The sequence below is a fragment of the Paenibacillus lignilyticus genome (genome assembly GCF_017942085.1).
In the GTDB taxonomy this organism is placed as follows: Bacteria; Bacillota; Bacilli; order Paenibacillales; family Paenibacillaceae; genus Paenibacillus_Z; species Paenibacillus_Z lignilyticus.
Window position 1 is genome coordinate 290658 of record NZ_JAGKSP010000006.1, and the last position, 24574, is coordinate 315231.

At 50.1% G+C, this 24574-nt stretch carries 28 protein-coding genes; all 28 read left to right on the forward strand.

The features are described from left to right. The first annotated feature begins 17 nt into the window (after window positions 1–17). The 28 genes from I8J30_RS17275 (at window position 18) to I8J30_RS17410 (ending at window position 24569) form a co-directional block, all read left to right on the forward strand. Window positions 18–644, forward strand: a complete 627-nt coding sequence (locus I8J30_RS17275; protein ID WP_210660084.1) for a UbiX family flavin prenyltransferase — start codon at window positions 18–20, stop codon at window positions 642–644. Further along, window positions 607–1473: a menaquinone biosynthetic enzyme MqnA/MqnD family protein gene (locus tag I8J30_RS17280; RefSeq protein WP_210659799.1), complete on the forward strand. Its 867-nt coding sequence runs from the start codon at window positions 607–609 to the stop codon at window positions 1471–1473. Before I8J30_RS17275 ends, I8J30_RS17280 begins: the two co-directional genes overlap by 38 nt. After that, window positions 1470–2444 (forward strand): heptaprenyl diphosphate synthase component II, encoded by a 975-nt coding sequence (gene hepT, locus I8J30_RS17285; protein ID WP_210659801.1) that lies wholly within the window; start codon window positions 1470–1472, stop codon window positions 2442–2444. The genes I8J30_RS17280 and hepT overlap by 4 nt, the downstream gene beginning before the upstream one ends. A 21-nt stretch (window positions 2445–2465) precedes the next feature. Continuing rightward, entirely contained in the window at window positions 2466–2909 is a 444-nt protein-coding gene (ndk, locus tag I8J30_RS17290; RefSeq protein ID WP_091218995.1) for a nucleoside-diphosphate kinase, read from the forward strand. Window positions 2910–2954: 45 nt separating this feature from the next. Then, complete coding sequence (locus I8J30_RS17295) at window positions 2955–3737, forward strand: CheR family methyltransferase (protein ID WP_338044886.1); 783 nt, start codon at window positions 2955–2957, stop codon at window positions 3735–3737. A gap of 66 nt (window positions 3738–3803) precedes the next feature. Beyond that, window positions 3804–3971: a hypothetical protein gene (locus I8J30_RS17300; RefSeq protein WP_210659805.1), complete on the forward strand. Its 168-nt coding sequence runs from the start codon at window positions 3804–3806 to the stop codon at window positions 3969–3971. A gap of 202 nt (window positions 3972–4173) precedes the next feature. Continuing rightward, on the forward strand, window positions 4174–5343 hold the full coding sequence (aroC, locus tag I8J30_RS17305) for a chorismate synthase (RefSeq protein ID WP_338044882.1): 1170 nt from the start codon (window positions 4174–4176) through the stop codon (window positions 5341–5343). Beyond that, window positions 5343–6452: a 3-dehydroquinate synthase gene (gene aroB, locus I8J30_RS17310; RefSeq protein ID WP_210659807.1), complete on the forward strand. Its 1110-nt coding sequence runs from the start codon at window positions 5343–5345 to the stop codon at window positions 6450–6452. The genes aroC and aroB overlap by 1 nt, the downstream gene beginning before the upstream one ends. A gap of 1 nt (window position 6453) precedes the next feature. Then, window positions 6454–6822, forward strand: coding sequence for a chorismate mutase (gene aroH / locus I8J30_RS17315; RefSeq protein ID WP_091218988.1), 369 nt, complete (start codon window positions 6454–6456; stop codon window positions 6820–6822). Between the two features lie 353 nt (window positions 6823–7175). Further along, window positions 7176–8726 carry an anthranilate synthase component I gene (trpE, locus tag I8J30_RS17320; protein WP_210659809.1) on the forward strand — a complete coding sequence of 517 codons (1551 nt, stop codon included), beginning with the start codon at window positions 7176–7178 and terminating at the stop codon, window positions 8724–8726. A gap of 8 nt (window positions 8727–8734) precedes the next feature. Continuing rightward, window positions 8735–9787 (forward strand): anthranilate phosphoribosyltransferase, encoded by a 1053-nt coding sequence (trpD, locus tag I8J30_RS17325; protein ID WP_210659811.1) that lies wholly within the window; start codon window positions 8735–8737, stop codon window positions 9785–9787. Next, the gene (gene trpC, locus I8J30_RS17330; RefSeq protein ID WP_210659813.1) at window positions 9777–10571 is read left to right on the forward strand and encodes an indole-3-glycerol phosphate synthase TrpC; all 795 of its coding nucleotides are present in this window, start codon (window positions 9777–9779) and stop codon (window positions 10569–10571) included. The genes trpD and trpC overlap by 11 nt, the downstream gene beginning before the upstream one ends. Beyond that, the gene (locus I8J30_RS17335) at window positions 10571–11278 is read left to right on the forward strand and encodes a phosphoribosylanthranilate isomerase (protein WP_210659815.1); all 708 of its coding nucleotides are present in this window, start codon (window positions 10571–10573) and stop codon (window positions 11276–11278) included. Before trpC ends, I8J30_RS17335 begins: the two co-directional genes overlap by 1 nt. Beyond that, the gene (gene trpB, locus I8J30_RS17340) at window positions 11275–12480 is read left to right on the forward strand and encodes a tryptophan synthase subunit beta (RefSeq protein WP_210659817.1); all 1206 of its coding nucleotides are present in this window, start codon (window positions 11275–11277) and stop codon (window positions 12478–12480) included. The genes I8J30_RS17335 and trpB overlap by 4 nt, the downstream gene beginning before the upstream one ends. After that, on the forward strand, window positions 12476–13285 hold the full coding sequence (gene trpA / locus I8J30_RS17345; RefSeq protein WP_210660095.1) for a tryptophan synthase subunit alpha: 810 nt from the start codon (window positions 12476–12478) through the stop codon (window positions 13283–13285). Before trpB ends, trpA begins: the two co-directional genes overlap by 5 nt. A 192-nt stretch (window positions 13286–13477) precedes the next feature. After that, entirely contained in the window at window positions 13478–14575 is a 1098-nt protein-coding gene (gene hisC, locus I8J30_RS17350) for a histidinol-phosphate transaminase (RefSeq protein ID WP_210659819.1), read from the forward strand. Between the two features lie 4 nt (window positions 14576–14579). Then, window positions 14580–15671 (forward strand): prephenate dehydrogenase, encoded by a 1092-nt coding sequence (locus I8J30_RS17355; protein WP_210659821.1) that lies wholly within the window; start codon window positions 14580–14582, stop codon window positions 15669–15671. 507 nt (window positions 15672–16178) lie between these two features. Then, complete coding sequence (locus tag I8J30_RS17360; RefSeq protein WP_090976703.1) at window positions 16179–16775, forward strand: RNA polymerase sigma factor; 597 nt, start codon at window positions 16179–16181, stop codon at window positions 16773–16775. Continuing rightward, window positions 16772–17374 carry an anti-sigma factor family protein gene (locus tag I8J30_RS17365; protein WP_091218965.1) on the forward strand — a complete coding sequence of 201 codons (603 nt, stop codon included), beginning with the start codon at window positions 16772–16774 and terminating at the stop codon, window positions 17372–17374. The genes I8J30_RS17360 and I8J30_RS17365 overlap by 4 nt, the downstream gene beginning before the upstream one ends. 50 nt (window positions 17375–17424) lie before the next feature. Then, a complete protein-coding gene (locus I8J30_RS17370) occupies window positions 17425–18015 on the forward strand; it encodes a histidine phosphatase family protein (RefSeq protein WP_210660097.1) in 591 nt (196 codons plus the stop codon). A 147-nt stretch (window positions 18016–18162) separates the two neighbouring features. Next, window positions 18163–19431, forward strand: coding sequence for a hypothetical protein (locus I8J30_RS17375; protein ID WP_210659823.1), 1269 nt, complete (start codon window positions 18163–18165; stop codon window positions 19429–19431). A 293-nt stretch (window positions 19432–19724) separates the two neighbouring features. Further along, window positions 19725–19907: an IDEAL domain-containing protein gene (locus tag I8J30_RS17380; protein ID WP_090976696.1), complete on the forward strand. Its 183-nt coding sequence runs from the start codon at window positions 19725–19727 to the stop codon at window positions 19905–19907. A 164-nt stretch (window positions 19908–20071) separates the two neighbouring features. Next, a complete protein-coding gene (locus I8J30_RS17385) occupies window positions 20072–20494 on the forward strand; it encodes a DUF2487 family protein (RefSeq protein ID WP_210659825.1) in 423 nt (140 codons plus the stop codon). Window positions 20495–20748: 254 nt separating this feature from the next. After that, entirely contained in the window at window positions 20749–21279 is a 531-nt protein-coding gene (locus I8J30_RS17390; protein ID WP_091218957.1) for a Rieske (2Fe-2S) protein, read from the forward strand. A gap of 16 nt (window positions 21280–21295) precedes the next feature. Beyond that, on the forward strand, window positions 21296–21967 hold the full coding sequence (gene qcrB / locus I8J30_RS17395) for a menaquinol-cytochrome c reductase cytochrome b subunit (protein WP_090976689.1): 672 nt from the start codon (window positions 21296–21298) through the stop codon (window positions 21965–21967). Window positions 21968–21989: 22 nt separating this feature from the next. Next, on the forward strand, window positions 21990–22871 hold the full coding sequence (locus tag I8J30_RS17400; protein ID WP_091218954.1) for a menaquinol-cytochrome c reductase cytochrome b/c subunit: 882 nt from the start codon (window positions 21990–21992) through the stop codon (window positions 22869–22871). 163 nt (window positions 22872–23034) lie between these two features. Continuing rightward, a complete protein-coding gene (locus tag I8J30_RS17405) occupies window positions 23035–23607 on the forward strand; it encodes a DUF1405 domain-containing protein (RefSeq protein WP_210660099.1) in 573 nt (190 codons plus the stop codon). 44 nt (window positions 23608–23651) lie between these two features. Further along, the gene (locus I8J30_RS17410) at window positions 23652–24569 is read left to right on the forward strand and encodes a sporulation protein YpjB (RefSeq protein ID WP_210659826.1); all 918 of its coding nucleotides are present in this window, start codon (window positions 23652–23654) and stop codon (window positions 24567–24569) included. Window positions 24570–24574 lie beyond the last annotated feature (5 nt).

Sequence of the window (24574 nt, forward strand, 5' to 3'; positions counted from 1 at the left end):
ACGTTACGTGCAAGAGTATGGTTGTCGGTATTACAGGAGCCAGCGGCGCGATCTACGGGATCAGGCTAATCAGCAGCCTTCTGGAAGGCGGGCTGAACGTACATCTTGTCGTGACCGAGGCAGGCTGGCGCGTGCTGAAAGAGGAGCTTGGCTGGGACACTGCGAAGCGTCAGCAGGCGGTAACCGCCGTATTCCATGAGGCGATGGAGGCAGGACGGTTGATTCTGCATCCCAATGCGGATATCGGCGCCTCGATTGCAAGCGGATCGTACCGAGTAGAAGGCATGATCATCATGCCATGCTCAATGGGGACATTGGCCTCAATCGCACATGGCATTTCGGATGATTTGATGACACGTGCTGCGGATGTTATGCTGAAGGAAGGACGCAAGCTGATCCTTGTGCCTCGCGAAACGCCGCTGCATGCCATTCATTTGGAGAACATGCTGACGCTGGCTCGGCTTGGCGTTAAGCTCATTCCGGCAATGCCGGCCTTTTATCATGGCCCGCAAACAATTGACGATATCATCAATTTTCTAGTCGGGAAAGTGCTTGATCAGCTTCCGCTGGATCATGATTTGTACAGAAGATGGGGAGATGAACAGCATGGGGTTAAATCGCCCGATTACAGTCGGTCGCATTGACTATGCGAACGTTTGGCCTATTTTTCATTATGCGGAGCAGCAATTGCCGCAGGAACGGTTCCATATTGAGAAGCGTGTCCCGGCCGCATTGAATAAAGCGCTTCGGCAGGGTGAGATCGACATCACCTCGATGTCCTCGTACGCATATGCGGAAAATGCCAGTGAATACTTGCTGCTGCCGGATTTATCGGTTAGCGCAAGGGGGCGCGTCAATTCGATTCTGTTGTTTCTTAAGAAACCGCTCGATGAAGTGTTCCGGGGACGGATTGCAATGACGGCAACGTCTGCAACCTCCGTAAATTTGCTCAAAATTTTAATGAAGCTTTATTATAAAGCGGAACCTTCATATATAACGATGGAGCCTAATCTCGACACGATGCTGGAGGAAGCGGATGCCGCGCTTCTGATCGGGGATACAGCCATTCATGCTTCGTGGGCGAATAAAGAAAGAGGCATGGCCGTTATCGATCTGGGCGAGCTATGGCGCAATTGGACAGGCTACGGCATGACCTTCGCGCTTGTGGCTGTCCGCAAAGAAATTGCCGCTGCAGATCCGGAGGCGGTTTCGACCGTTCTCCATGCGCTGACGGCAAGCAAGGAAAGAAGTCTCAGCGATTTGCAGCCTCTTATCGATAAAGCATGCACTTTGTTAGGCGGGGAAGAGGCCTATTGGAAACGATATTTCAAAGAGCTGCACTATAACTTTGGAACGGACGAGCAGGCAGGTTTATCGTTGTATTTTGACTATGCGCATCAATTGGGTTTGCTGTCGCATGAGGTTCAAATGCAATTTTTCTTAGACCAATCTGCCCTCAAGGTGAACAAATGAAACTACTTGATATCTACGCCAAAATGAAAAGCGATTTAGATGCGATCGAAAGTCAGCTGGCGCGCAGCGTTACTACCGAGCATACGCTGCTCACGGATGCATCGACGCATCTGCTCAAAGCAGGCGGCAAGCGGATACGTCCCGTGTTTGTGCTGCTTGCAGGTAAGTTTGGCACATACCGGCTGGATGTGCTGCAGAAGATCGCGGTACCGCTTGAACTCATTCATATGGCTTCCCTTGTGCATGATGATGTAATTGACAATGCCGAGACCCGTCGCGGTCAGCTTACGGTTAAATCCAAATGGGATAATCGCATTGCAATGTATACCGGCGATTATATTTATGGCAAGGCGCTTACGATCGTAACCGAGCTTGAGAACCCGCAAATTCATCAGATATTATCCAAAGCCATGGTGCAAATGTGTATTGGCGAAATGGAACAAATCCGTGATTTCTTCAATACCGAGCAATCGGTTCGCAACTACTTGCTTCGCATCCGCCGCAAGACGGCACTATTAATTGCAATCAGCTGTCAGCTCGGTGCGATAGCGTCCGGTGCAGACCGCAAGACGGCTAATTGTCTGTATCGATTTGGTTATAATGTTGGCATGACCTTTCAAATCCGGGATGATCTGCTTGACTTGCTCGGCACCGAGAAACAAATCGGCAAACCGCCGGGTTCCGACATTAAACAAGGCAATATGACGCTTCCTGTACTGCTCGCGATGCAAGAGCCATCCATAAAGGATGATTTACTTGTAGAAATAAATAAAATTCGCGAGTCGAATGGAGCAGGTGAAACGAAAAAAGCGTTGAACATAATACGTAAGAGCGCCGGAATTCACACTGCGGATGCCATGGCGACGAGATATATGAATAAGGCAATCGAGGCTCTAAGCGAGCTGCCAAACATTACGGCGAAGAAAAATTTGACGGATATTGCGCATTTTGTAGCAAAACGAAACTACTAAAGCGTTTGGGAGGGAATTCAGATGGAAAGAACTTTTCTAATGGTAAAGCCAGATGGCGTACAACGCGGTTTGATCGGTGAAATCGTGTCACGCTTTGAACGCAAGGGGCTAAAGCTCGTTGGAGCCAAATTCATGATGATCACGCCTGAACTGGCGGAGCGTCATTACGCAGAGCACATCGGAAAGCCCTTTTATCCGCCGCTCGTAGCCTTTGTGACGTCAGGTCCAGTATTTGCAATGGTTTGGCAAGGGGATAATGTCATCGGACTTACTCGCGCGATGATCGGCAAGACAAATGCACTTGAAGCAGCGCCGGGAACGATTCGTTCCGATTATGCAGTACATACGAACTTCAATCTGATTCATGGTTCGGATTCGCCGGAGAGCGCGGCACGTGAGATCGGGATTTTCTTCGCTCCGCATGAAGTGGTGGACTACAACCAAACGATTCAGCAGTGGATTTAACTAACATCAGGCGGCCAAGTGTCTGCGACATCGGGGGAAAACATGGTGGAGGACAAGGACTTTTCGCTTTTCATCAAGAAAATCAAAGACAAAACAGCTATTGATCTTTCCCAGTACAAAGAAGCGCAGATGAAGCGGCGGTTGACGACGCTTAGGCAGAAGTACGGCTACAATACATTTGCGGCCTACTGGGATGGCCTTGAGAAGGACAAGAAGCTGATGAACGAATTTCTCGATCGGATGACCATCAATGTGTCGGAGTTTTGGCGTAATCCGAGCCGCTGGGAAGCCATGGAGAAGAAATTTTTACCTGAGATCGTTAAAGCTAATCCTCGCGTCAAAATATGGAGCGCCGCTTGTTCAACGGGAGAAGAGCCGTATACACTGTCCATGATCTTGGCAGAGCTTGGCGCGCAAGATAAGTCTTCGATTCTTGCCACCGATTTGGACAATATTGTATTGCAGAAAGCGACACAAGGCATATATCAGGATCGATCGATCCGCGAGGTGCCACGCACTTATATGAGTAAATATTTTACGAAGCATGATGAAGATAATGTTGCCGTAATAAATCAGCTCAAGCGAAATATTACCTTTAAACAGCAGAATTTGCTTCATGACACCTTTGACACCGGCTTCGATGTGATCGTATGCCGCAATGTCATGATCTACTTCACGGAAGAAGCCAAACATCTGCTCTATCATAAATTTTCGAAAGCGCTTAAGCCCGGCGGTTTGCTGTTCGTAGGCAGCACGGAGCAAATTTTCTCGCCGGCGCAATATGATTTCGATTCGGTCGAAACATTCTTTTACCGCAAACGGGCGTAGAAGGGTATATCGTCTTCCATCTTCTCCAATACTAAGCTATAGATAGTTTGGCAATGGAGGTGCAGCATGGACAAGCGTAAGGTTATTGCAGCGTATAAGCGTGGATTCATAACAGTCCAAGAGTGCGCCCAAATTCTCGGCATTGATACCAGGCAAATGAATGGTCTCATGAATGACCCGCATTTGAATGAGGAACCGGATCGCCTGCGCGGCAATCAATCTGTGAATAGTTAGTTTATAGCAGCTGAAAGCTGCCCTTGTCATGTCTTCTTCGGAAGGCATGCAGGGCAGCTTTTTTATTGCGAAGTCCTCATATTGAGAGCGTTCATTTCCTTGTCAAACCGGCGACGCTATACTATAATGAGCAAAGATATTTGGCAGATATACATAACCGGAATATGCGTTTGCGGTGTTCGGGATGAGGGAGGGCTTTACTGTGAGTTTACGTTATTTGACAGCAGGAGAGACACATGGTCCACAGTTGACAGCAATAATTGAGGGGCTTCCGAGCAATTTGCAGCTTGATTTTCAGGAGCTGAATTTCCAATTGCACCGTAGGCAGAAAGGTCACGGCCGTGGCCGCCGCATGCAAATCGAGAAAGATACCGCTAACATCGTCGGTGGTGTTCGTCATGGTAAAACAACCGGAGCACCTGTAGCTTTGATTGTGGAGAACAACGACTGGAAACACTGGACATCGGTTATGAACATCGAGCCGATTGAAGGCAGTGACGAAGAGAAACGCCGCGTTCATCGCCCGCGTCCCGGCCATGCGGATTTGAATGGCGGACTTAAATACAATCTCAAAGATTTGCGCAACGTACTTGAGCGCTCCAGTGCCCGCGAAACGGCAGCGCGTGTAGCGGTTGGCGCTGTGGCACGCCAATTTCTTGCTGCTTTCGGCATTCAAGTAGGCGGACAAGTTATTCGAATCGGCGAGATTGAAGCGCCGACCAATCAGTTGCCGCTCGATGAATTGGTTCGTTTGACCGAAGAGTCTCCGGTTCGTGTCGTTGATAAAGAAACCGAAGAGAAAATGACTGCTTATATCGATCAAATCAAAGCGGAAGGCGATTCGATCGGTGGAATAGTGGAATGTATCGTGGAAGGCGTGCCGATCGGACTTGGCAGCCATGTGCAGTACGACCGCAAACTTGACGGACGGATCGCGCAAGCGGTGATGTCGATCAATGCGTTCAAAGGCTGCGAAATCGGGATTGGCTTTGAAGCCGGAACCATTCGCGGATCGCAAGTGCATGATGAAATCATGTACTCGGAAGAGCGCGGCTACTACAGAGCAACTAACCGTCTTGGTGGATTCGAGGGCGGGATGACGAACGGGGAACAAATCGTCGTGCGCGGTGTTATGAAACCGATCCCGACATTATATAAACCGCTGCAAAGCGTAGATATCGACACAAGAGAGCCGTTCACTGCGCAAGTAGAACGTTCTGACAGCTGCGCAGTACCGGCAGCAAGCGTAGTTATGGAGCATGTAGTCGCTTGGGAAGTAGCAAGAGCGTTTCTGGAGAAATTCGGAGGCGACTCCATGGAAGAAATTACGGCGAACTACAACAATTACTTGGCGCAGCTGAGGAACTACTAATGAGCGGCGCTCCTCGTGAACTGACCGTCGAGCTTGGCGAGCGCTCCTACCCGATCTATATCGGGGAAGGGGTGCTGGATGAAGCAGGTAACCTGTTTACCGAGCGCGGCATCAGCAAGAAGTCGCCCCTTATGATTATTACAGATGCGAATGTTGCAGAGCGGCATTTAGGCCATTTGGCCGAAGTGTTAACTTCTGCAGGATTTACGGTTGTAACAGCTGTTGTTCCGGCAGGAGAGAGTTCCAAGTCTCTTACGGAGCTGGAGAGATTAATTGGGATTGCGCTGGAACACGGGCTTGACCGCAAATCTGCAATTGTCGCACTGGGAGGCGGCGTGGTCGGTGATCTCGCCGGCTTCGTCGCAGCTTCTTTCATGCGCGGCATTAAATTCGTACAGGTGCCGACGACGATTCTTGCTCACGACAGCAGTGTCGGAGGCAAGGTTGCGGTGAACCACCCCCTCGCTAAAAATATTATCGGTGCTTTTCATCAACCCGAGCTTGTGCTTTATGATTTGAAAACGCTGCAAACGTTGCCTGAGCGCGAAGTAAAGGCAGGTTTATCGGAAGTTGTGAAGCATGGATTGATCTGGGATGCTTCATTCGTGACCTGGTGCGACGAGAATGCGGATAAATTGACGGCGCTTGATCCCGATGCGCTCGGGTATGCCCTTTACAAAGGCTGCAGCGTTAAAGCGGCGGTCGTCTCGAAGGATGAGCGGGAAAACGATCTTCGCGCGATTCTTAATCTTGGGCATACCATCGGCCATGCGCTTGAGGCCGTTGCCGGCTACGGAGAGCTTTTACACGGTGAAGCGATAGCGATCGGTATGGTCGGGGCTGCGAGGCTAGCGGTTCGCCTGGGTGCTTCTGAAGAGGTCTACACGGTGACGAAACATGTGCTGCAGCGAGTAGGCTTGCCGGTGAGACTTCCAGCGCATCTGGCGACAGATGAAATCATGCGTGCGATGATGCACGATAAGAAGTTCCAAGAGGGTACGATGGTCTTTATCGTGCCTACTGCAATTGGCGTCGTGGAAATCAATAAATCGGTATCTACCTCTCTCATTCGGGAGATCGTGGAACAATTGAAACAGGAGGCCATCTAGAATGAGTGTACGGGGAATCCGCGGAGCGATCACGGTCGAATTGAATGAAGAGCAGCCGATATTACGGGCGACAGAGGAATTGTTACATACGATCGTAGCCTCTAATGCGATCGAGCCCGAAGACATCGCAAGTGTATTTATTACGGTAACCGGCGATCTGGATGCAACATTTCCGGCCAGAGCCATTCGCGTCATGCAAGGCTGGGAGCTTGTTCCGTTGATGTGCGCCGTTGAAGTGCCGGTCAAAGGCAGCTTGGCCATGTGCATACGCCTTCTGGTTTCGGTTAATACGGAGAAGTCGCAGAAGGAAATCGAACATGTTTATTTAGGCGGTGCGAAGGCACTCCGTCCGGATTTATCGAAATCATAGATCGAGAAACCATCGGAAGCTCATTTTTAAAGGATTGACGGATCCGTTTACGCTGGTGTATAGTGATTTCATACTTGAAGAATGAGCCGAGTTGAGCAGAGTAGTTAGTGAAGTTAGAAGAGATGAGTAGAGCTGAGCTGAGTTTTTAGTGCAAGATTGAGACGAGTGAAGAGATGACGCAGGTCGTAGTTTAGTGCACCCTCTTGGAGGATATCCAGGCTATAGGTGCATCTATTAGTCTACAATCCACGTTATGTTCTATTGCCGTATCAATGCTCATTTTCCATCTTCTGACATGATCACTCCTGCTGCGGCAGGAGTTTTTTTATTTTCCGACAAGGGAGAGATTGGTTATGAATCAGGAGCTTCAAGGAGTCATTCGTTTATCGAGCACGTATAATTTGATTCCAATCGTCAGACATGTAATGGCGGATACAGAGACGCCAATTCGTATATTCCAGCATTTCTATAAGGAGCGCCGGGCCTTCTTACTGGAGAGTGTAGAAGGTGGAGTGAAATGGGCGCGTTATTCCTTCATCGGCACCGATCCGTTCATGCTCATTCGGGGCAAGAACGGCGAGATGGTAATCGAAGTGAATGGCAAAGAAGAGGTTCTGCGCGAGAAACCGATTGAGCTGCTTAAAGCACATTTGCGCTCCTTCCGCAGTCCTTCCATTCCTGAATTGCCGCCTTTCACAGGCGGGGCGATCGGATTCTTCGGGTATGACCTGCTTCAGTATTATGAGAAGCTGCCGGCACACCGGATTGACGATCTGAACATGAACGATCTGCAATTTATGTTTTGCGATCAAGTTATCGTATTCGATCATTTCAAGCAGCAAATTCAAGTGATCGGGAACGTACATATCCCGAACGCGGCGACGGACCATGACATTCAGGCGGTTTATGAGCAAACGGTTAGCCGAATGGAAGCGACCATTGAGCGGCTGCAGCAGCCATTGCCGTCCGCGTTGATGGCAGCAGGAAGCATACCGGCTGATCCCGAGCTCGGTAACGTTTCCTCGAACCTGACGAAAGAACAATTCCTTGCGAATGTCGAGAAATCAAAAGAGTACATTCGTGCCGGCGATATTTTCCAAGTGGTGTTATCGCAGCGCTTTAACATCGAAACGGAGGTCGATCCGCTTCATGTATACCGCGTACTGCGCACCATGAATCCATCGCCTTATATGTACTATTTGAAAATGGATGACGAGGTTATTGTAGGCACGTCACCGGAAGCGCTCGTGAAGGTCGATGGCGAACGAGTGGAAACGCGTCCGATTGCGGGAACGCGTCCGCGCGGCAAAACGCCGGAGCAGGATTTGGCGCTCGAGAAAGAATTGCTGGCGGATGAGAAAGAACGCGCAGAGCATTTGATGCTCGTCGATTTGGGACGTAACGATATCGGACGCGTATCGGAATTCGGCACTGTCCGCTGTGATTCGTATATGGAAATTGAACGTTACTCCCACGTGATGCATATCGTTTCCAACGTATCCGGCAAGCTGCGCGAAGACAAAGATTTCTTCGATGCATTCGTTTCTTGTATGCCGGCGGGAACAGTATCCGGTGCTCCGAAGCTAAGAGCGATGGAGATCATCGCGGAGCTGGAGAACGAAGCGCGCGGCGCCTATGCCGGTGCAATCGGCTATCTCGGTTTTGGCGGCAGCCTCAATACCTGCATCACGATCCGCACGCTGATCTTCAAGAATGGTAAGGCCTATGTTCAGGCTGGGGCGGGCATTGTTTGGGATTCCATACCGGAGAATGAATATATGGAAACCGTCAATAAAGCGATGGCTATGCTCAAAGCGGTTCGAGCTGCGGAAGCAATATTCGCCGTACCGGATCGCACGAGCAGCATGATCAATATGGATTACTATGCGGGAGCGAAAGGGTGAGCGGGGGCATGGCAGTTACGAATGAACTCATGACGATGCAGCGGGCGCTGAATGTAGTGGTTGGCGGGACTAACCTGACGCGGGAAGAAGCACGCGGCGTAATGGAGATTATTATGAGCGGTGAAGCTTCCGGTGCACAGATCGGCGCCATCTCAACGGCGCTTCGGATGAAAGGCGAAACCAAAGACGAGATTACCGGCTTCGCGGAAGCGATGCGTTCGTTTTCCAATCATGTTCATACCGAGCGCAACGGACTTCTGGACACCTGTGGAACGGGTGGGTCCGGCATTCATAAATTCAATATTTCGACAGCTTCTGCTATCATAGCTTCAGCGGCGGGCGTCCGCGTTGCCAAACACGGCAACCGGGCGATGTCCGGCAAATCCGGCAGCGCGGATACGCTGGAGGCGCTTGGCGTCAACATTACATTGTCACCGGAGCAGGCAGCTCGCTGCCTGGATGAGATCGGGATCTGCTTCATGTTTGCGCAGCTGTATCATCCATCCCTTAAATACGCGGCTGGTCCAAGACGCGAGATCGGTATCCGTACCATATTTAACATGCTCGGACCGTTAACGAATCCGGCTGGCGCCGACCGTCAGCTTCTCGGGATTTATGATAAATCCAGAACCGAGACGATCGCTTCCGTTTTAGGCGAGCTTGGCTTGAAGCGCGCAATGGTTGTGAGTAGCTTCGACGGTCTGGACGAAATCAGCATTTCATCACCGACACAAATTTCGGAGCTGCTGGGCGGCACCGTTCGCACGTATACCATTACGCCGGAGGAGCTTGGTTTGACTACACGTTCGCTGAGCGAAGTCATCGGCGGCGATGCGAATGAGAATGCGCGTATCATCCGTTCGATCTTCAACGGGGATGACTTCGGCGCATACCGGGACATTGTGCTGGCTAACGCAGGCGCATGTATCTTCGTCGGTGGCGGCGCGGACTCCTTGCAGGCGGGTGTTGCAGTGGCACGGACCGTCATCGATTCCGGCAAAGCAGCGATGAAACTGCGGCAGTTGATTGAAACGACAGGAGAGTTGAGCCATGTTTCTTGATAAAATCGTAGCATCGAAACGAAAAGAAGTAGATGATTTGGCTGAGCATTTTTCCATTCGAGAGGCAGAGCGTCAAATCGCGGAATTACCGCCTTGCCGAGGCTTCGAGCGCAGACTAACGTCCGGGACGAAGCGGGATCTGGGTTTGATCGCGGAAGTGAAGAAAGCATCGCCTTCGAAAGGTCTCATCCGGCCTGATTTTGACCCTGTCGCACTTGCCCGCATCTATGAGGAAGCAGGCACGGACTGTATTTCAGTGTTGACGGACGAGGATTATTTTCAAGGAAAGAACGAATATTTGACCGCTGTTTCGCGGGCTGTAAATGTCCCTTTGCTTCGTAAAGACTTCACGGTGGATCACCGTCAAATCTATGAAGCGCGCTTGATCGGCGCAGATGCCATACTGTTGATTGCTGCCATTCTTCGTCCTTCTCAGCTTGCGGATTTCTATGAAACGGCCAAAGCGATTGGGCTTGACGTACTTGTGGAAGTCCATGATCAAGAGGAGATGGAATCCGTCCTGGGGCTGGGCAAAGCAACGCTGGTGGGTATAAATAATCGGAACTTACACACTTTTGTAACGGATATTAAAACGACTGAGCGTCTGATTGGATTGGTGCCTCCCGGCATTACCGTCATTAGCGAGAGCTCGCTCTCTTCGCGAGAGGATATTGCGTTCGTTAAGGACGCGGGCGCGAAAGGCGTGCTGATCGGCGAACATTTCATGCGTCAGCCGGATGTAGGCGCAGCTGTGGAGCAGCTAATGGGACCGGTGAACGCGTAATGTCTGCTGCTGGGACTAAACAAGACGATAGAGGTAAGTTCAATCCGATACGTATTAAAATATGCGGTTTGCGAGATGCAGCAACGATTCGGGCGATGAACGGCTTGGCCTTTGACGAAATGGGGTTCATATTTGCGCCAAGCAAACGTCAAGTGTCTCCCGAGCTTGCACGGACGCTGATCGAGGAAGCTCGGAAGCTTCGCTTGCCCGAGGATAAAGCTCCTTTGACGGTCGGCGTTTTCGTTAATCCAAGCCTTCAGGAATTGCAGTCCGTACTTGCAGTTGCACCGCTTGATGTCGTTCAGCTGCATGGCGATGAATCGCCTCAGTTTTGCGCGCAGGTGAGAGAAACGCTGAACGCGCAAGTATGGAAGGTGTTTTCCGTAAAGGATAGCCAAGGAGATGACGCCGGCGGAGCTTCAAGACTTGAAGGTTATGCCGGGGTGGTAGACGGGTTTCTCATCGACACAGCCGGCGGCGGCACCGGACAGACGTTTGCATGGCATGTCATTGATCGGTATATGGAAGCTGCTTCGGACATGGGCGTACCGCTCTATGTGGCTGGCGGGCTTCATCCGGATAATGTCGTGGATTTGGTAAGTCAATATGCCCCGAGCGGTGTAGATGTTTCGAGCGGTGTGGAGACAGATGGCTTGAAGGATATTCAGAAAATTCGATTGTTTGTGGAAAGGGTGAGAAGCGTATGATCCAAGTCCCGGACGTAAACGGGCGCTTCGGTAAATTCGGCGGACGTTATGTGCCTGAGACGCTCATGAACGCGCTGCTTGAGTTAGAGGAAGCATACCAGCATTATTCGAAGGATCCGGAATTCATTGCAGAGGTTCGTTACTTATTGACCAAGTATTCGGGCAGACCTACTTCGCTGTATCACGCACAGCGGTTGTCCGATCATCTTGGCGGCGCGCAAATTTATTTGAAACGCGAAGATTTGAACCATACCGGTGCACATAAAATCAACAATACAATCGGCCAAGGCGTACTTGCCAAGCGAATGGGAAAAACGAAGATCATCGCCGAAACAGGAGCAGGCCAGCATGGTGTTGCTTCCGCTACGGTAGCGGCGCTGCTAGGTATGGAATGCAAAGTGTTCATGGGCGAAGAAGATACGAAACGCCAAGAGCTGAATGTATTCCGCATGAAGCTGCTAGGTGCAGAAGTAGTTCCCGTTACATCAGGTACACGTACACTTAAGGATGCTTGTAATGAGACACTTCGTTACTGGGTCAGCCATGTAGATGATACGTATTATATCCTTGGTTCCGTTACCGGTCCTCATCCATACCCGATGATGGTTCGCGATTTCCAGCGTATTATCGGGGATGAATCCAGAGAGCAAATTCTTAAAGAAGTCGGACGTTTGCCTGATTATGTCGTAGCTGCCGTCGGTGGCGGGAGTAACGCAATCGGGATGTTCTATCCGTTCATCGGCGATGACGGGGTGAAACTGCTCGGCGTGGAAGCCGCCGGTCGCGGCGTGGAAACCGAAGAACATGCGGCAACGATGACGAAGGGGCGCCATGGCGTATTTCAAGGCTCGCTCAGCTACGTGCTGCAGGACGAGCATGGGCAAGTACAGCCGGCTCACTCGATTTCGGCAGGCCTGGATTACCCGGGCATCGGACCGGAGCATGCCTACCTCAAAGACACAGGCCGTGCTAATTATGTGCCGATTACAGATGCGGAGGCGCTCGAAGGGCTTCAGCTACTGTCGCGTACAGAAGGCATCATCCCGGCGCTGGAATCTGCGCATGCCATCGCTGAAGTGATGAAGCTAGCTCCGACGCTTAGCCGTGATCAAATTATCGTAGTCAGCTTGTCAGGTCGCGGAGACAAAGACGTGCAAGCGATTATGGGCTACTTGGGAGGCGACGAAAACCATGGCCATTAATGAAATAGATGCATCGTTTCAGCGTCTGCGTGAAGAGGGCCGCACGGCGTTGATCCCTTTCCTTACCATCGGCGATCCTGATCTGGGCACGTCAGTGGAAATCATTGGTGCGCTGGAGCAGGCCGGCGCTGATATGGTGGAGCTTGGCGTTCCTTATTCGGACCCGTTGGCGGATGGCCCTGTCATTCAACGCGCTTCCGAGCGTGCCTTGAAGAACGGCCAAGTCACGCTGGTTGACTGCATTCAGGTTGCCGAGAATGCCCGTCAAGCCGGCATTAAACTTCCATTCATCCTGTTCTCCTATTACAATCCTATTCTGCAATACGGGCTGGAACGGTTCTTTGACCTCGTCACCGAGAAAGGAATAAGCGGCTTAATCATTCCGGATTTGCCGATTGAAGAGGACGCTGAGGTTCGCGCAATGGCTGAGGCAGCGGATATTCATCTCATTCCGCTTGTAGCCCCAACATCCAATGACCGCGTGAAGCGTATTGCTTCCAAGGCCCGCGGATTCGTCTATTGCGTATCGTCGCTTGGCGTTACCGGCGTGCGCGCTGACTTCCACAGCGGCATTGACGAGTTTCTCGCCACGGTCCGCGAAGCCACAACAACGCCGATCGCTGTCGGCTTCGGTATTTCCAGCCGTGAACAGGTGGAGCGCTTCGGCAAACAGGCAGACGGCGTCATCGTCGGCAGCGCGATTGTTCGCAAGATCGAAGAGGTCGTACCTTTGCTGCAAGCGGCGGATACGAAGCAGGAAGGCTTAGACCAAATCCGTGCATTTGTTCAAGAGCTGCGAGGCTAAATCGTCAATCCGATACCCTTTGAACTGCCTCAGGCAGCTCAAAGGGTATTCTTTTTATAGAATGCTTCTGTACATAAAAGCTTAAAAGCGCGAAAGAAAATCGGGCAAAAAGCTTTTAAATGACCACAACATGTGAGACAATGTTGGAATAGCAATTCTAAACTATACGCCACATATACGAGGTGATTATTGGTGCAACCCAAACAAAGTATCGTTCATTTGCCAGTGTACCAACCAGGCAAGCCAATTGAAGAAGTAAAGAGAGAGCTCGGCCTTAAAGAAGTCATTAAGCTCGCATCCAATGAGAATCCGTTCGGAAGCTCCGAACATGCGAAAGCTGCGATTCAGAATGAGCTTAACAACATTAGCATCTATCCGGACGGCGGAAGCGTCGAACTGACTAAGGATTTGGCACAATATCTCGGCGTTGCGCCGAAACAGATTATTTTTGGCGCCGGTTCCGATGAAGTCATTCTCATGCTTGCCCGTGCTTACTTAACGCCGGGCGACGAGACGATTATGGCCGATGAAACGTTCCCGCAATATAAACATAACTGCGAAATTGAAGGTGCGACGATCATCGAAGTGCCGCTGAACAACGGTACGCATGATCTGCCTGCGATGCTGGCTAAAGTAACGGACAAAACGAAGATTATCTGGGTATGTAATCCGAATAACCCAACGGGCACGATCGTACGTAAAGAAGAGCTCGAAGCATTCGTGCGTCAAGTGCCTGCGAACGTTATCGTAGTACTGGACGAAGCTTACTACGAATATGTAACGGATGCCGGTTATCCGGATGGCATTTCGCTGCTGCCGGAGTTTAAGAACGTCATCGTATTGCGTACGTTCTCCAAAATTTACGGACTTGCTTCACTTCGTATCGGCTATGGCGTCGGTCACGAAGACGTTATTCGCTCGATCAATCAGGTTCGCGAACCGTTTAACACGTCTCGTTTCGGCCAAGCCGCTGCGAAAGCATCGCTTGCCGATCTCGAATTCCTTAATAGCTGCAAGGAGCGCAATGCAGCAGGTATCGTCTATATGTGCGAGCAATTTGACCGCCTGGGTCTAAGCTATTTCGAAGCGCATGGCAACTTTGTGATGGTAGATGTGAAACTGCCTTCTCAGCAAGTATTCGACGGTCTGCTCCGCAAAGGGATCATCTCCCGTGCCCGCTGGTCTTACTACCCGAACCATATTCGCATTACGGTAGGCAGCCAGGCGCAGAACGAAGCATTCGTTCACGCGCTGGAAGAAGTACTCTCAGAAGCGGCGGTGCTGGGTTAACACCATGACGAAAATTGCGATATTCGGCGTCGGTTTAATCGGCGGCTCGCTCGCGCTTTGTTTTAAAGGCAAGCCGGGTTTAACGGTCGTCGGCCATTCCGTTCGTGAATCATCCGTAGCCAAGTACCTCGAGAGAGGCGTTGTCGATCATGCGACGACGTCTCTGCGCGAGGCGGCAGAAGGCGCGGATTTTATTTTTCTGTGTGTCCCCGTAGGCTCTCTGGAGCAATATGTGCATGATTTAAGCGGGCTCGATTTAAAGCCGGGCTGCATCGTTACGGATGTAGGCAGCACGAAAGCATCCGTTGTCGCAACGGCACGGAACGCTCAATTAGGGAATGCCGTATTCATCGGAGGACATCCGATGGCGGGCTCAGAGCGCTCCGGGGTAGAAGCAGCTTCCTCGTATTTATTCGAGAATGCTTTCTATGTATTGACGCCTGATGCCTCAACGGCGCAGCGAGATATCGACAAATTGACTGATCTGCTCACCTATACGAAAGCCCATATTGTACATGTGGCCCCTGAAGAGCATGATGAGATTGTCGGTGCGATCAGCCATCTCCCTCACATTATAGCGGTGGCACTTGTGAACCTGGTACGCGGCTATAATGAAAACAATTCGTTATACAGCGTTCTGGCAGCCGGAGGCTTCCGAGATATTACACGGATAGGCTCCAGCGAACCGGGTGTATGGCGCGACATTCTGGTGAATAACCGGGAAGTGTTGTTAAAGCTGCTGCGCGAGTGGCAGGATGGGACAAGCGCCTTCATTGATATGCTGCAAAACGAAGATGGAGCGGGTATTGAGCTGGCTTTCCGGCAATCCGGCCAATTTCGCAGCAAGCTGCCGGAGCGGCGCAAAGGAATGATTCATTCCTTCTATGAATGCTACATCGATGTCCCCGACCATCCCGGCATCATTGGCCACGTCGCTACGGAGCTGGGCAACAGCAATATCAATTTAAGCAATATCCAAATCATCGAGAGCAGGGAAGACGTACCTGGAATTCTAAGGCTCAGCTTCCGCAAGCAAGAGGATCTGGATCTAGCTGTCCAGAAACTGGGTTTAATTGGATATTCTGTTCATTTTTAAAATAGTTGGCGCACAAATGAAAACGCTTATTGACAGAATGAAAACGTATACATATAATAAAGGTACAGTATGGTTTCTCTCCACTCCTATCCAAATCCATCGCATATTTTTGCGGGGCCGCCTTATAGGCGGTCTTTTTTTTTGTCCTGAGACCCATTTCGGTGAAACATTAAGCCCGGATCGTTCGTCACATACAGAGAGAACGATTGCAAGTTCATTGCATGCCTTATAATGAAACTCGCCTCACTGTGACTATAGAGAATCGGATCTTTGTAAAAACTTTACCCTAACGTGAAGCAAGCCATGTTACAATCGGTGTAGATTATGTAAAAAAGTGGGTCAAAGCATTATGTCGAAAGAAGCAGGATTTTCGGTTTATTTAACGAATTAATTAATGAATAATGCGAGGAAACATTTTTTTGATGATCGCGCAACTTTTCACTCTCGTGTCGGTACAATATAGTACCGAACCGGGAGCACTCCTAAGGCCAAGGAGGGTCGCCCGCGATGACGGATTCCCAGCTTATACGCGAAATTAAAGATGGTAACATACAGCTATACTCCGAATTAATGCGGCGCTACCAACGTAAAATCCTTGCCTTCATCTACCACATGTTAAAGAGTGCCAAGCTCGAACTTCTGGCAGAGGATTTATGCTCGGAAACGTTCTACAAGGCGTATCGTAGTCTGCATTCATTCCGGGAAGTTGATGCTTCCTTCTCTACATGGTTGTATACCATAGCACGAAATACGGTACTTAGCGAATTGCGCAAGCAGAAAGCAGGCAGCGTATCCTTTGACGAAGTCGGATACATCCCTATCGCGCCGCCGGAAGCCGTTCCGGAGCAGCGTTTGCTGCAGAGCGAGCGGATGTCCATGGTTCGTGATGCGATTAACAGCCTGCCGGAGAAACAGCGATCAGCCCTTATTTTACGAGAGTATGACCAATTGGATTATCAGGAAATTGCCAATATCCTCGGTCAAACGGTAAGCTCCGTAAAGTCGCTCCTGTTTCGTGCACGCAGCAGTGTCAAAGTACAGCTTGAACCGTATTTCGGCGAATCGCCAATGCTGGAGGAATACGAGGGGATGAAAATGCGATGAAGTGCCTCGAAGTACAACAATCGTTTGGCGTCTATTGGGATTTGTCCGAAGATGATAGCGAACGAATGTCAGTCAACGAACATCTTCTGACCTGCGAGACATGCAGGGAGGAATTTCGTGTATGGGAAGAAAGCGAGCAACTAATCAAGTTCTTCTCCGATCATTCCGATGAAATCGGCCCGATCGATCATTTGAATACCGGGGTTATGGACCGTATATATACGGAACAGTCCTGGTATATGCCCGTTTCTAATCGCAGCTATCAATTCTCTAAATCATTCCGCAGGAATGTGACGGCTATAATTGCGTGCTGCATGGCGATGTTCGTTTCCGGACTTTTCTATTTGTTGAAGGGACTCGGAAATTCCTCTTCGGTTGAGGTGGCAAAGTTGACGGGATTGCTCGAAACAGCCAACGCTGCGAGCGACAGCTCCGTCATCAGCGCAGACTTCTACGCAGATGTTCCTGTTGCCAGCATTAGCGATCCAATCGTTCTGAATATAGTGCCGACGGTACCGCAATACTATGTGGCGTTATCGTTACTCGGCATTATCATTACATTACTCATTCTCAATTGGTTCTCTCGTACGCGAAATTAACGAATACGTCTACATAGATGTTGACTTCTCATTGAAAGAGGGAATTAATGTTGCGGATCGGACTCATACGCCATGGCAAGACAGACTGGAACGGACTTGGCAAAATCCAAGGACAAACCGACATCCCGCTAAACAGTGAAGGAATCAGGCAAGCCCGAGCGCTGGCTTACCGGCTGCTGCATGAACCGATGAAATGGGACGCTGTCGTTTCCAGCAACCTGTCTCGCGCCGTCGAAACGGCTCGAATCGTTGCCGAAACATTAGGCATTCCGTTGTTACCGGGCGATGCGAGACTTCGCGAACGGTTCTACGGAGAGATTGAAGGAACGACAGAGCCCGATCGTCAGGCCAAATGGGGCCCGAACTGGAAACGATGCGACTGCGGACAAGAAAGCGATGCTTCTGTTCGAGAACGATCGCTGGCTTTCGTGGAGGAAGCCGCAGCTGCTGTACCTGCCAGAAACTTGCTGGTCGTGACGCATGGCAGCTTGCTTGCCCAGTTACTGCAAGCGATGTGCGCGGACCTGACGGACAAACCGATCCACAATTTATCTTTCTCTATCATGGAACGAGAAGGGGCAGCATGGACACCGCTGCTTCATAACTGCACGCTTCATCTCGAGCAGCTTCAACAAAGCTGAGGGCATCGATGTATAATGCAAAGAACAGCCGCCGACCAAGAATGACTGGGTCGGCGGCTTTTTTTATCTCCGGAGGTTATAAATTTCGCCAATGTTCCCATAATGGTAGTAAACCTGCAAGCGGGGCCGGGAACGGAGGTTTGATAGATGAATTTAGCGGACATGCTTAGCTACGCGGACATTGGCCAGCTGAGCCGGATTGCGACAACCTATCAATGTGAGTGCAATGGAAACTCGAAGAATGATTTGATTCAGTCTATTTTATCCACGGTGAATCGCAGGGATGTCTTTGAGGCACAAATTGGAGCGATGAAGCTGGAGGATCTTCGATTTATCAATTCTCTCTTGTTTGATGCTAGAGATGCTTTCAGTTTGGAGGAGCTGATTGCACGTGTACAGCAAAGCAGATTCAGCAGTGCAGAAGCGGATGCGCTGACGGGAAACGGGATTGGCCAAGCGGTTTCTATTGTCGAAACGGCGGCCGAGCCCAAGAAAAGCCGTACCTCCAAAGCTAAAGACAGTACTAAGGCCAAGGTGAAGCCGACCAGCAAGACCAAAGCAGCCAAAGAGAAACAACAGCCTGAAGCCGGGCCGAGAGATACGATTTCGAGGTTTAAGCAATACGGTTGGTTGTTTAACGGATATGCCGGAGCGGATCGTTATTTATTCCAGGTTCCGACTGATTTGAAGGAAAGGTTTAAAGAAACGATGGAACGCAGGCTCGTCTCCCAAGTTACTTATACAGATGAAGAGCCGCATGCTTACCGGGATGAACAAATGTTAATGGGTGACGATGTTTCGCAGCTTCTGACCTATATTCACTTGAACGAAATCTCGCTGACGTCTGAAGGAAACATGTACAAGCGGAATGTTCTGCAGCTGCTTGAGCTGTTCGGTGTGAAGGAGCAGCTTCCGGGGAAAGGGGAATGGCGCTTCGGGTACGGGAGAAGAATCAAGGAATATCCTAGCCGAATGTCGCTCCTGTATGACTATTGCTTCTATAAAGGATGGATTGCTGAGACCGAAACGATGCTTGTGCTGACGCCGGCAGGCAGAGACAGACAAGTGTCGAAAACGTCAGAGCCGCCGGACAAGCTGTATCAATTCTGGCTCAGACTTTACAAAAGTCCAATTCCCAATATTCGGGCGATCGTACACTGGATCGATAAGCTTGGAAGCCGCTGGGTCAAAGCCGAGACCATTATGAGTACGCTGACCCCCTATATTAAACCCTTCTATTATGATCAGCCTGAAACGATTCTGGAACAGCGGCTAATTAGCATGATGATGCATTTGGGCCTACTGAGAATCGGGGAGCATGCTGAATTTGGACAAGTGATTCGGATGACACCGCTCGGCAGGACAATCGTGGCGGGGCAAAGCATCGACGATGAGGCGATTGTACTGAACCGTTAACAAGGCATTTGTACGGGAAACGGTAGGCATGAGCACATTTCATGGCCCTAAGAGGGCCATCGTCCTTAGCGGAGTTCATTGTGATGAATATGATTTAGTAGAGCCGGTTCGCTCAATGATGGGGTTTACACAGATGGAACCCACCTATACGCTTTCACTTATTCGCCTGCGGGAATCGTCACAACTTAAGACAGGAAAGACGATCGGCCTTGATCAACAAAAGACGATGGAGAGCGGCTTACGTAAGGAAAGGAATATAGGATCTCTTAAACGCAGTGTTGGAGGTGTATCCTATGGACAAAATGAAAGTATCGTACGAAGTGATGCTCGGGCTTGCTGCAGAAATGTTACTTGATGAAGCTGTACTCAAATTCCGTAGGGATAAGCTTTATCAAGCCATTGATCAGGCGCTTGCCTCCGGCGACAAGGATAAATTCCGTCGCCTGACCGACGAGCTGAAATCTTTATACGCATAAGCAAGCAGCAGTTCACGCTGCCTAAAGCCAAGTCTGCAGTCCGCGTTTCGGAGTTCTCCGACAAGCGGCTTGCGGGCTTTTTTTTGTGGAGGTATGATAGGTTAGATGCTAGAATACCCTAAGTACGTTTGACGCATGCTTATGATGAAGGAATGGTGAGAGGAATGAAATTCAGCGAACTAAGCGCTGAGCAGTGGGCGGAGCTGCAGCCTTATCTGGACACAGCAGTATTGCCGGTTACCGGATTAACGGGAGGCGAAATGCCGCATGAAGCAACCGCTGCCCTGGAACGGCTTCGAGATGTACTAGACTTGATTGAGAATCCGTTCAAAGGAAGGATCGTTACATACCCGGCTTGTCAATACGGCGAATGGACGCCGGCATTCATAACGCAGCTTAAAGGAGTTTGTGACAATTTACGCGGAATCGGCTTTAAGCATGTCATTATTGTAACCGCATTTTATGTCTCAAGCGAAGGCGTTGAAACAGGTTCGGACCTGATCATCCAGCCTGTCGAAAACGGCCAAATACCCAGCCCAGCCGAGGTTAGTGACGCGGTTCGGAAGCTTTGGCTCGGAAGAGCGTAGCAATCTTATGCTGCTATGGCATTAGATTGCATAAGGTGACAGCTCTTGGGGAAAAACAAATGCCAGACAAGGTCAATTGTGACAAAATGATAACAAATCTAAGAAGCGTTTTTGATCCGAACAGCAAATTGCCCGCCATATTCTTGACGCTCCAAATCACCTAGGCTATTATAGGTAATGTCCTAGTTCATCATATGTTTTGCCTTCTCCGGCAGAACACAAGATATGGCTCAGCAAAGGGGGTAGAACAGAAGATGAGTAACCATGAACAACACGAAAATTCGCATCGCCCGGTGAAACGGAGCGGAATGTCACGACGTCAATTTTTGTCGTATACGCTTGGAGGCGCAGGCGCATTCATGGCTGCAGGCATGTCACTTCCGATGATACGTTTTGCGGTTGACCCGATTTTGAAGAAAAAATCCGGCGGTACCTGGATTAAAGTTGTCGAAGCAAACAAGCTTACGAACGAACCTCAGGAATTTAAATTTAAAATTCATCAGGTTGACGGCTGGTACGTCAGCGATCCGGAATTAACGGCTTGGATTTCAACTGACGATCAAGGTAAAGCATTCGCGCTTTCCCCGGTGTGTAAGCATTTGGGATGCACGATCGCGTGGAACACGGAGAAAAACAATGAGTATGTTTGTCCGTGTCATAACGCCCACTACACCAAGGACGGCAAGAACTTGATTGTAGCACCTAAGCCCCTCGATGAGTATGACCTCAAAATCGAGAATGACTGGGTATATCTTGGACCAATTAAAGCAAATACACGGGTATAAGGAGGCGTAAGCTCAGATGTTAAAAGGTGTATACAACTGGATTGACGAACGTCTTGATATTACGCCGATGTGGAGGGACGTTGCGGACCATGAAGTTCCGGAGCACGTTAACCCTGCTCATCATTTCTCCGCATTCGTGTACTGCTTTGGCGGATTGACGTTTTTCATCACAGTAATTCAAATTTTGTCGGGTATGTTCCTGACGATGTACTTCGTACCGGATATTATCAATGCTTATAAGAGCGTTGACTATCTCCAGCACAAAGTGGCATTCGGCGGTATCGTTCGCGGTATGCATCACTGGGGTGCATCACTCGTAATCGTCATGATGTTCCTGCATACGCTTCGCGTATTCTTTACAGGTTCATACAAGGCGCCGCGCGAAATGAACTGGGTTGTCGGGATGTTGATTTTCTTCATCATGCTAGGCCTCGGATTCACAGGCTACCTGCTTCCTTGGGATAACAAAGCCTACTTCGCGACGAAGGTTGGTATTCAAATCGCGGAATCCGTACCGTACATCGGTACATATATCAAAGAACTGATGCAAGGCGGCGAGATCGTAGGCGCTGAAACGCTGACGCGCTTCTTCGCTATCCACGTCTTCTTCTTGCCAGGCGCACTGCTTGCGCTTCTTGCGGCACACTTCTTTATGATCCGGAAGCAAGGTATTTCGGGACCACTATAAGCCGAAAGGAGGCATTTTGCGAATGGCACACGGCCACAAATCAAACGAAAAAGTTGTATTCGTTGGTGACTCGCGGGTTCGTAAAAAAGCGGTAACTGGACCGATCACACCACCTGACTATTCCGCTTATCCAGGCAAATCGGAAGCGTTTATTCCGAACTTCCTGCTTAAGGAGTGGATGGTTGGTGTTGTCGTACTCGTTGGATTCCTTGTTCTGACGATTTCAGAGGCAGCTCCGCTCGGTTATCCGGCGGATCCTACGAATGCAGCTTTTATTCCGATGCCGGACTGGTACTTCCTGTTCCTGTATCAATTCCTTAAATTGCAATACGTATCGAAGGACTATGTCGTTCTAGGTACAGTAGGCGTTCCGGGTATCGCATTCGGCGCGCTGATGCTGGCTCCATTCCTGGATACAGGTAAAGAGCGTCGTTTCTACAGACGTCCGATTACTTCGATCCTAATGTTCATGTCGCTTATTTCCGTCTTCTACCTAACGAAGCAATCGTGGGATCACTACCAGCACGAGCTGAAGTTGACTAACACGATTCCTGAGCATATCGTACGTGAAGAGAAAGCGCGTGAAGCTGCAGAGAAAGCCGCAGAATCCGGCGGCGGCGGCGGAGAAGCGGCAGCTGTTGAAGTTCCGCTCGTGGACAAAGATGACCCGGCTGTCGAACTGACTAAGAAAGCACAATGCGTAGCTTGTCACGGTGCGGATCTGAAAGGTAACGAAAGCGCCGGAATCCCATCTTTCCATGGGATCGGTGACGAATTCAGCAAGGAAGAGCTTGTTGATATCGTAACAAACGGTAAAAACAACATGCCTGCATTCAAAGACAAGCTGACAGCTGAAGAAATCGATCAACTGACAACTTGGCTTGCGAAGCAAAAAGCAGAATAAACAATAGCACAAACTAAACCTGATCGTACGCTGCGATCAGGTTTTTTTATAAACTAATGTTGCCTTTTGCAACTTTGTTCAGAAGGAGAGTGATCTGGTGTTGAAGTCTGCGGGATTCTTGTGGAGTCGCGCTTTGTGGACGAATCGGCTGTTCCTCTGGCTGATGGTGTTAACGAATGCAGCAGGAACTGTATACGGTTACATTTGGTATGGCAAGCAAATGGAATACACGCTGCAATTTCATCCGTTTTGGCGGATTGTTTTTGTACCGGACAGCCCGACAGCCAGCTTGTTCTTTACCTTATCCCTGCTGTTTCTTATCTTTCCGGTACTTGCGAAGCCGAATCCTTTCTACATAGGACTGCGGTCCATTATTGAAGCGCTTGGCGTCGTCACCTCAATTAAGTACGGCATCTGGGCAGTCACGATGATCGCTGCTGGTGCGGCGCAAGGCGATCCGCTTGAATGGCAGCATTACATGCTGATTGTTTCCCATTTGGCGATGGCTGTGGAAGCGCTGATCTATATCCGATTTATGGTGTTTGGCCGTTTTGCCGCTTTTCTGGCGCTGCTATGGCTGCTGCTGAATGATACGATGGATTATACGTATTTCATCTATCCGTGGCTTCCGGATGTGTTGGAGAATGATTTGCCGGCAATTCAGTCCTTTACGATGGGGTTATCCGTCGTCAGCTTGCTCTTAACTTGGCTCTTTATCTCATTTCGTAAGGTCTAAGTTTGGACATCCCCCCATACCTTGATAATGGGGGGGATGGGAGCATGCGTTCATCAACGTTATTCGCGCTGTTATGCAGTGTAGTGATTATCGTGCTGCTTTCCGGATGCAATCTATCTACTTATGCTGCCGGAAATTTGGCCAAGCCTGCATCGACATTGAAGCCTGGTACCGATGAAGGGTCCAATGCGATCGCACAATTAAGTACATTGTCAGATCAAATTTATACGGCTGCCTATGGGTCGAACCGACAGCTGGTATTTACCCTGCTGCAGCGGCTTGAAACGCTATCGGCGGCAAAGGCTGTACGTACGAGCGGGACGGCTGCAGGCTGGGCTGCTTTTGACGAAAGCATGGAGCTGGCCAAGGATGCACTCTTGCAAAAGCATGCAAGTGGGTTATGGTATACGCAGGCGGCCAGACTTAAGCTTGCGAGCGATGCATTAAACAGGCCGAATGTGCCGCTGTGGCTGCAATATGAAGGTATACTGCGAGAAGATGAACAACGGATTCGGACAGCTTGGCAGATGCAGTCCGAAGGACGTGCGGAAGCAGCCGCGGTGACGTTAGGGATTTACAAGGAACATGTGGAACGTTTCGAGGTTGCCGCACTTATGCAGCGAGATGAAGCCAGCTTGCGTCTATTGAAGGAACAGATGTCGTATGCGGAGCAGGTGCTTGCAGGGGTCGAGGGGGGTACGGCTAGTCCGGAAGCGGTTCAAATTGCGCTGAGCGGGCTGGATCATGCCGCAAATCAATTATTCAGGCGTTCGGACGGGGAAGCGGCAATCGCGGAAGTCATTCCGCCGGGAACGACCATTGGCAGTCTGCGCAATGGCCGCGCCCAAATCGCGGAGATGTTTATTGCGTCTTTCGTCATGGCGATTCTGGCTCTGGCCGGCTGGCGCAAATACAGGCAGCAGCTGAACGGGGTTCCGTTTCCGCGCGAGCGGTTCAAATAAGGGCC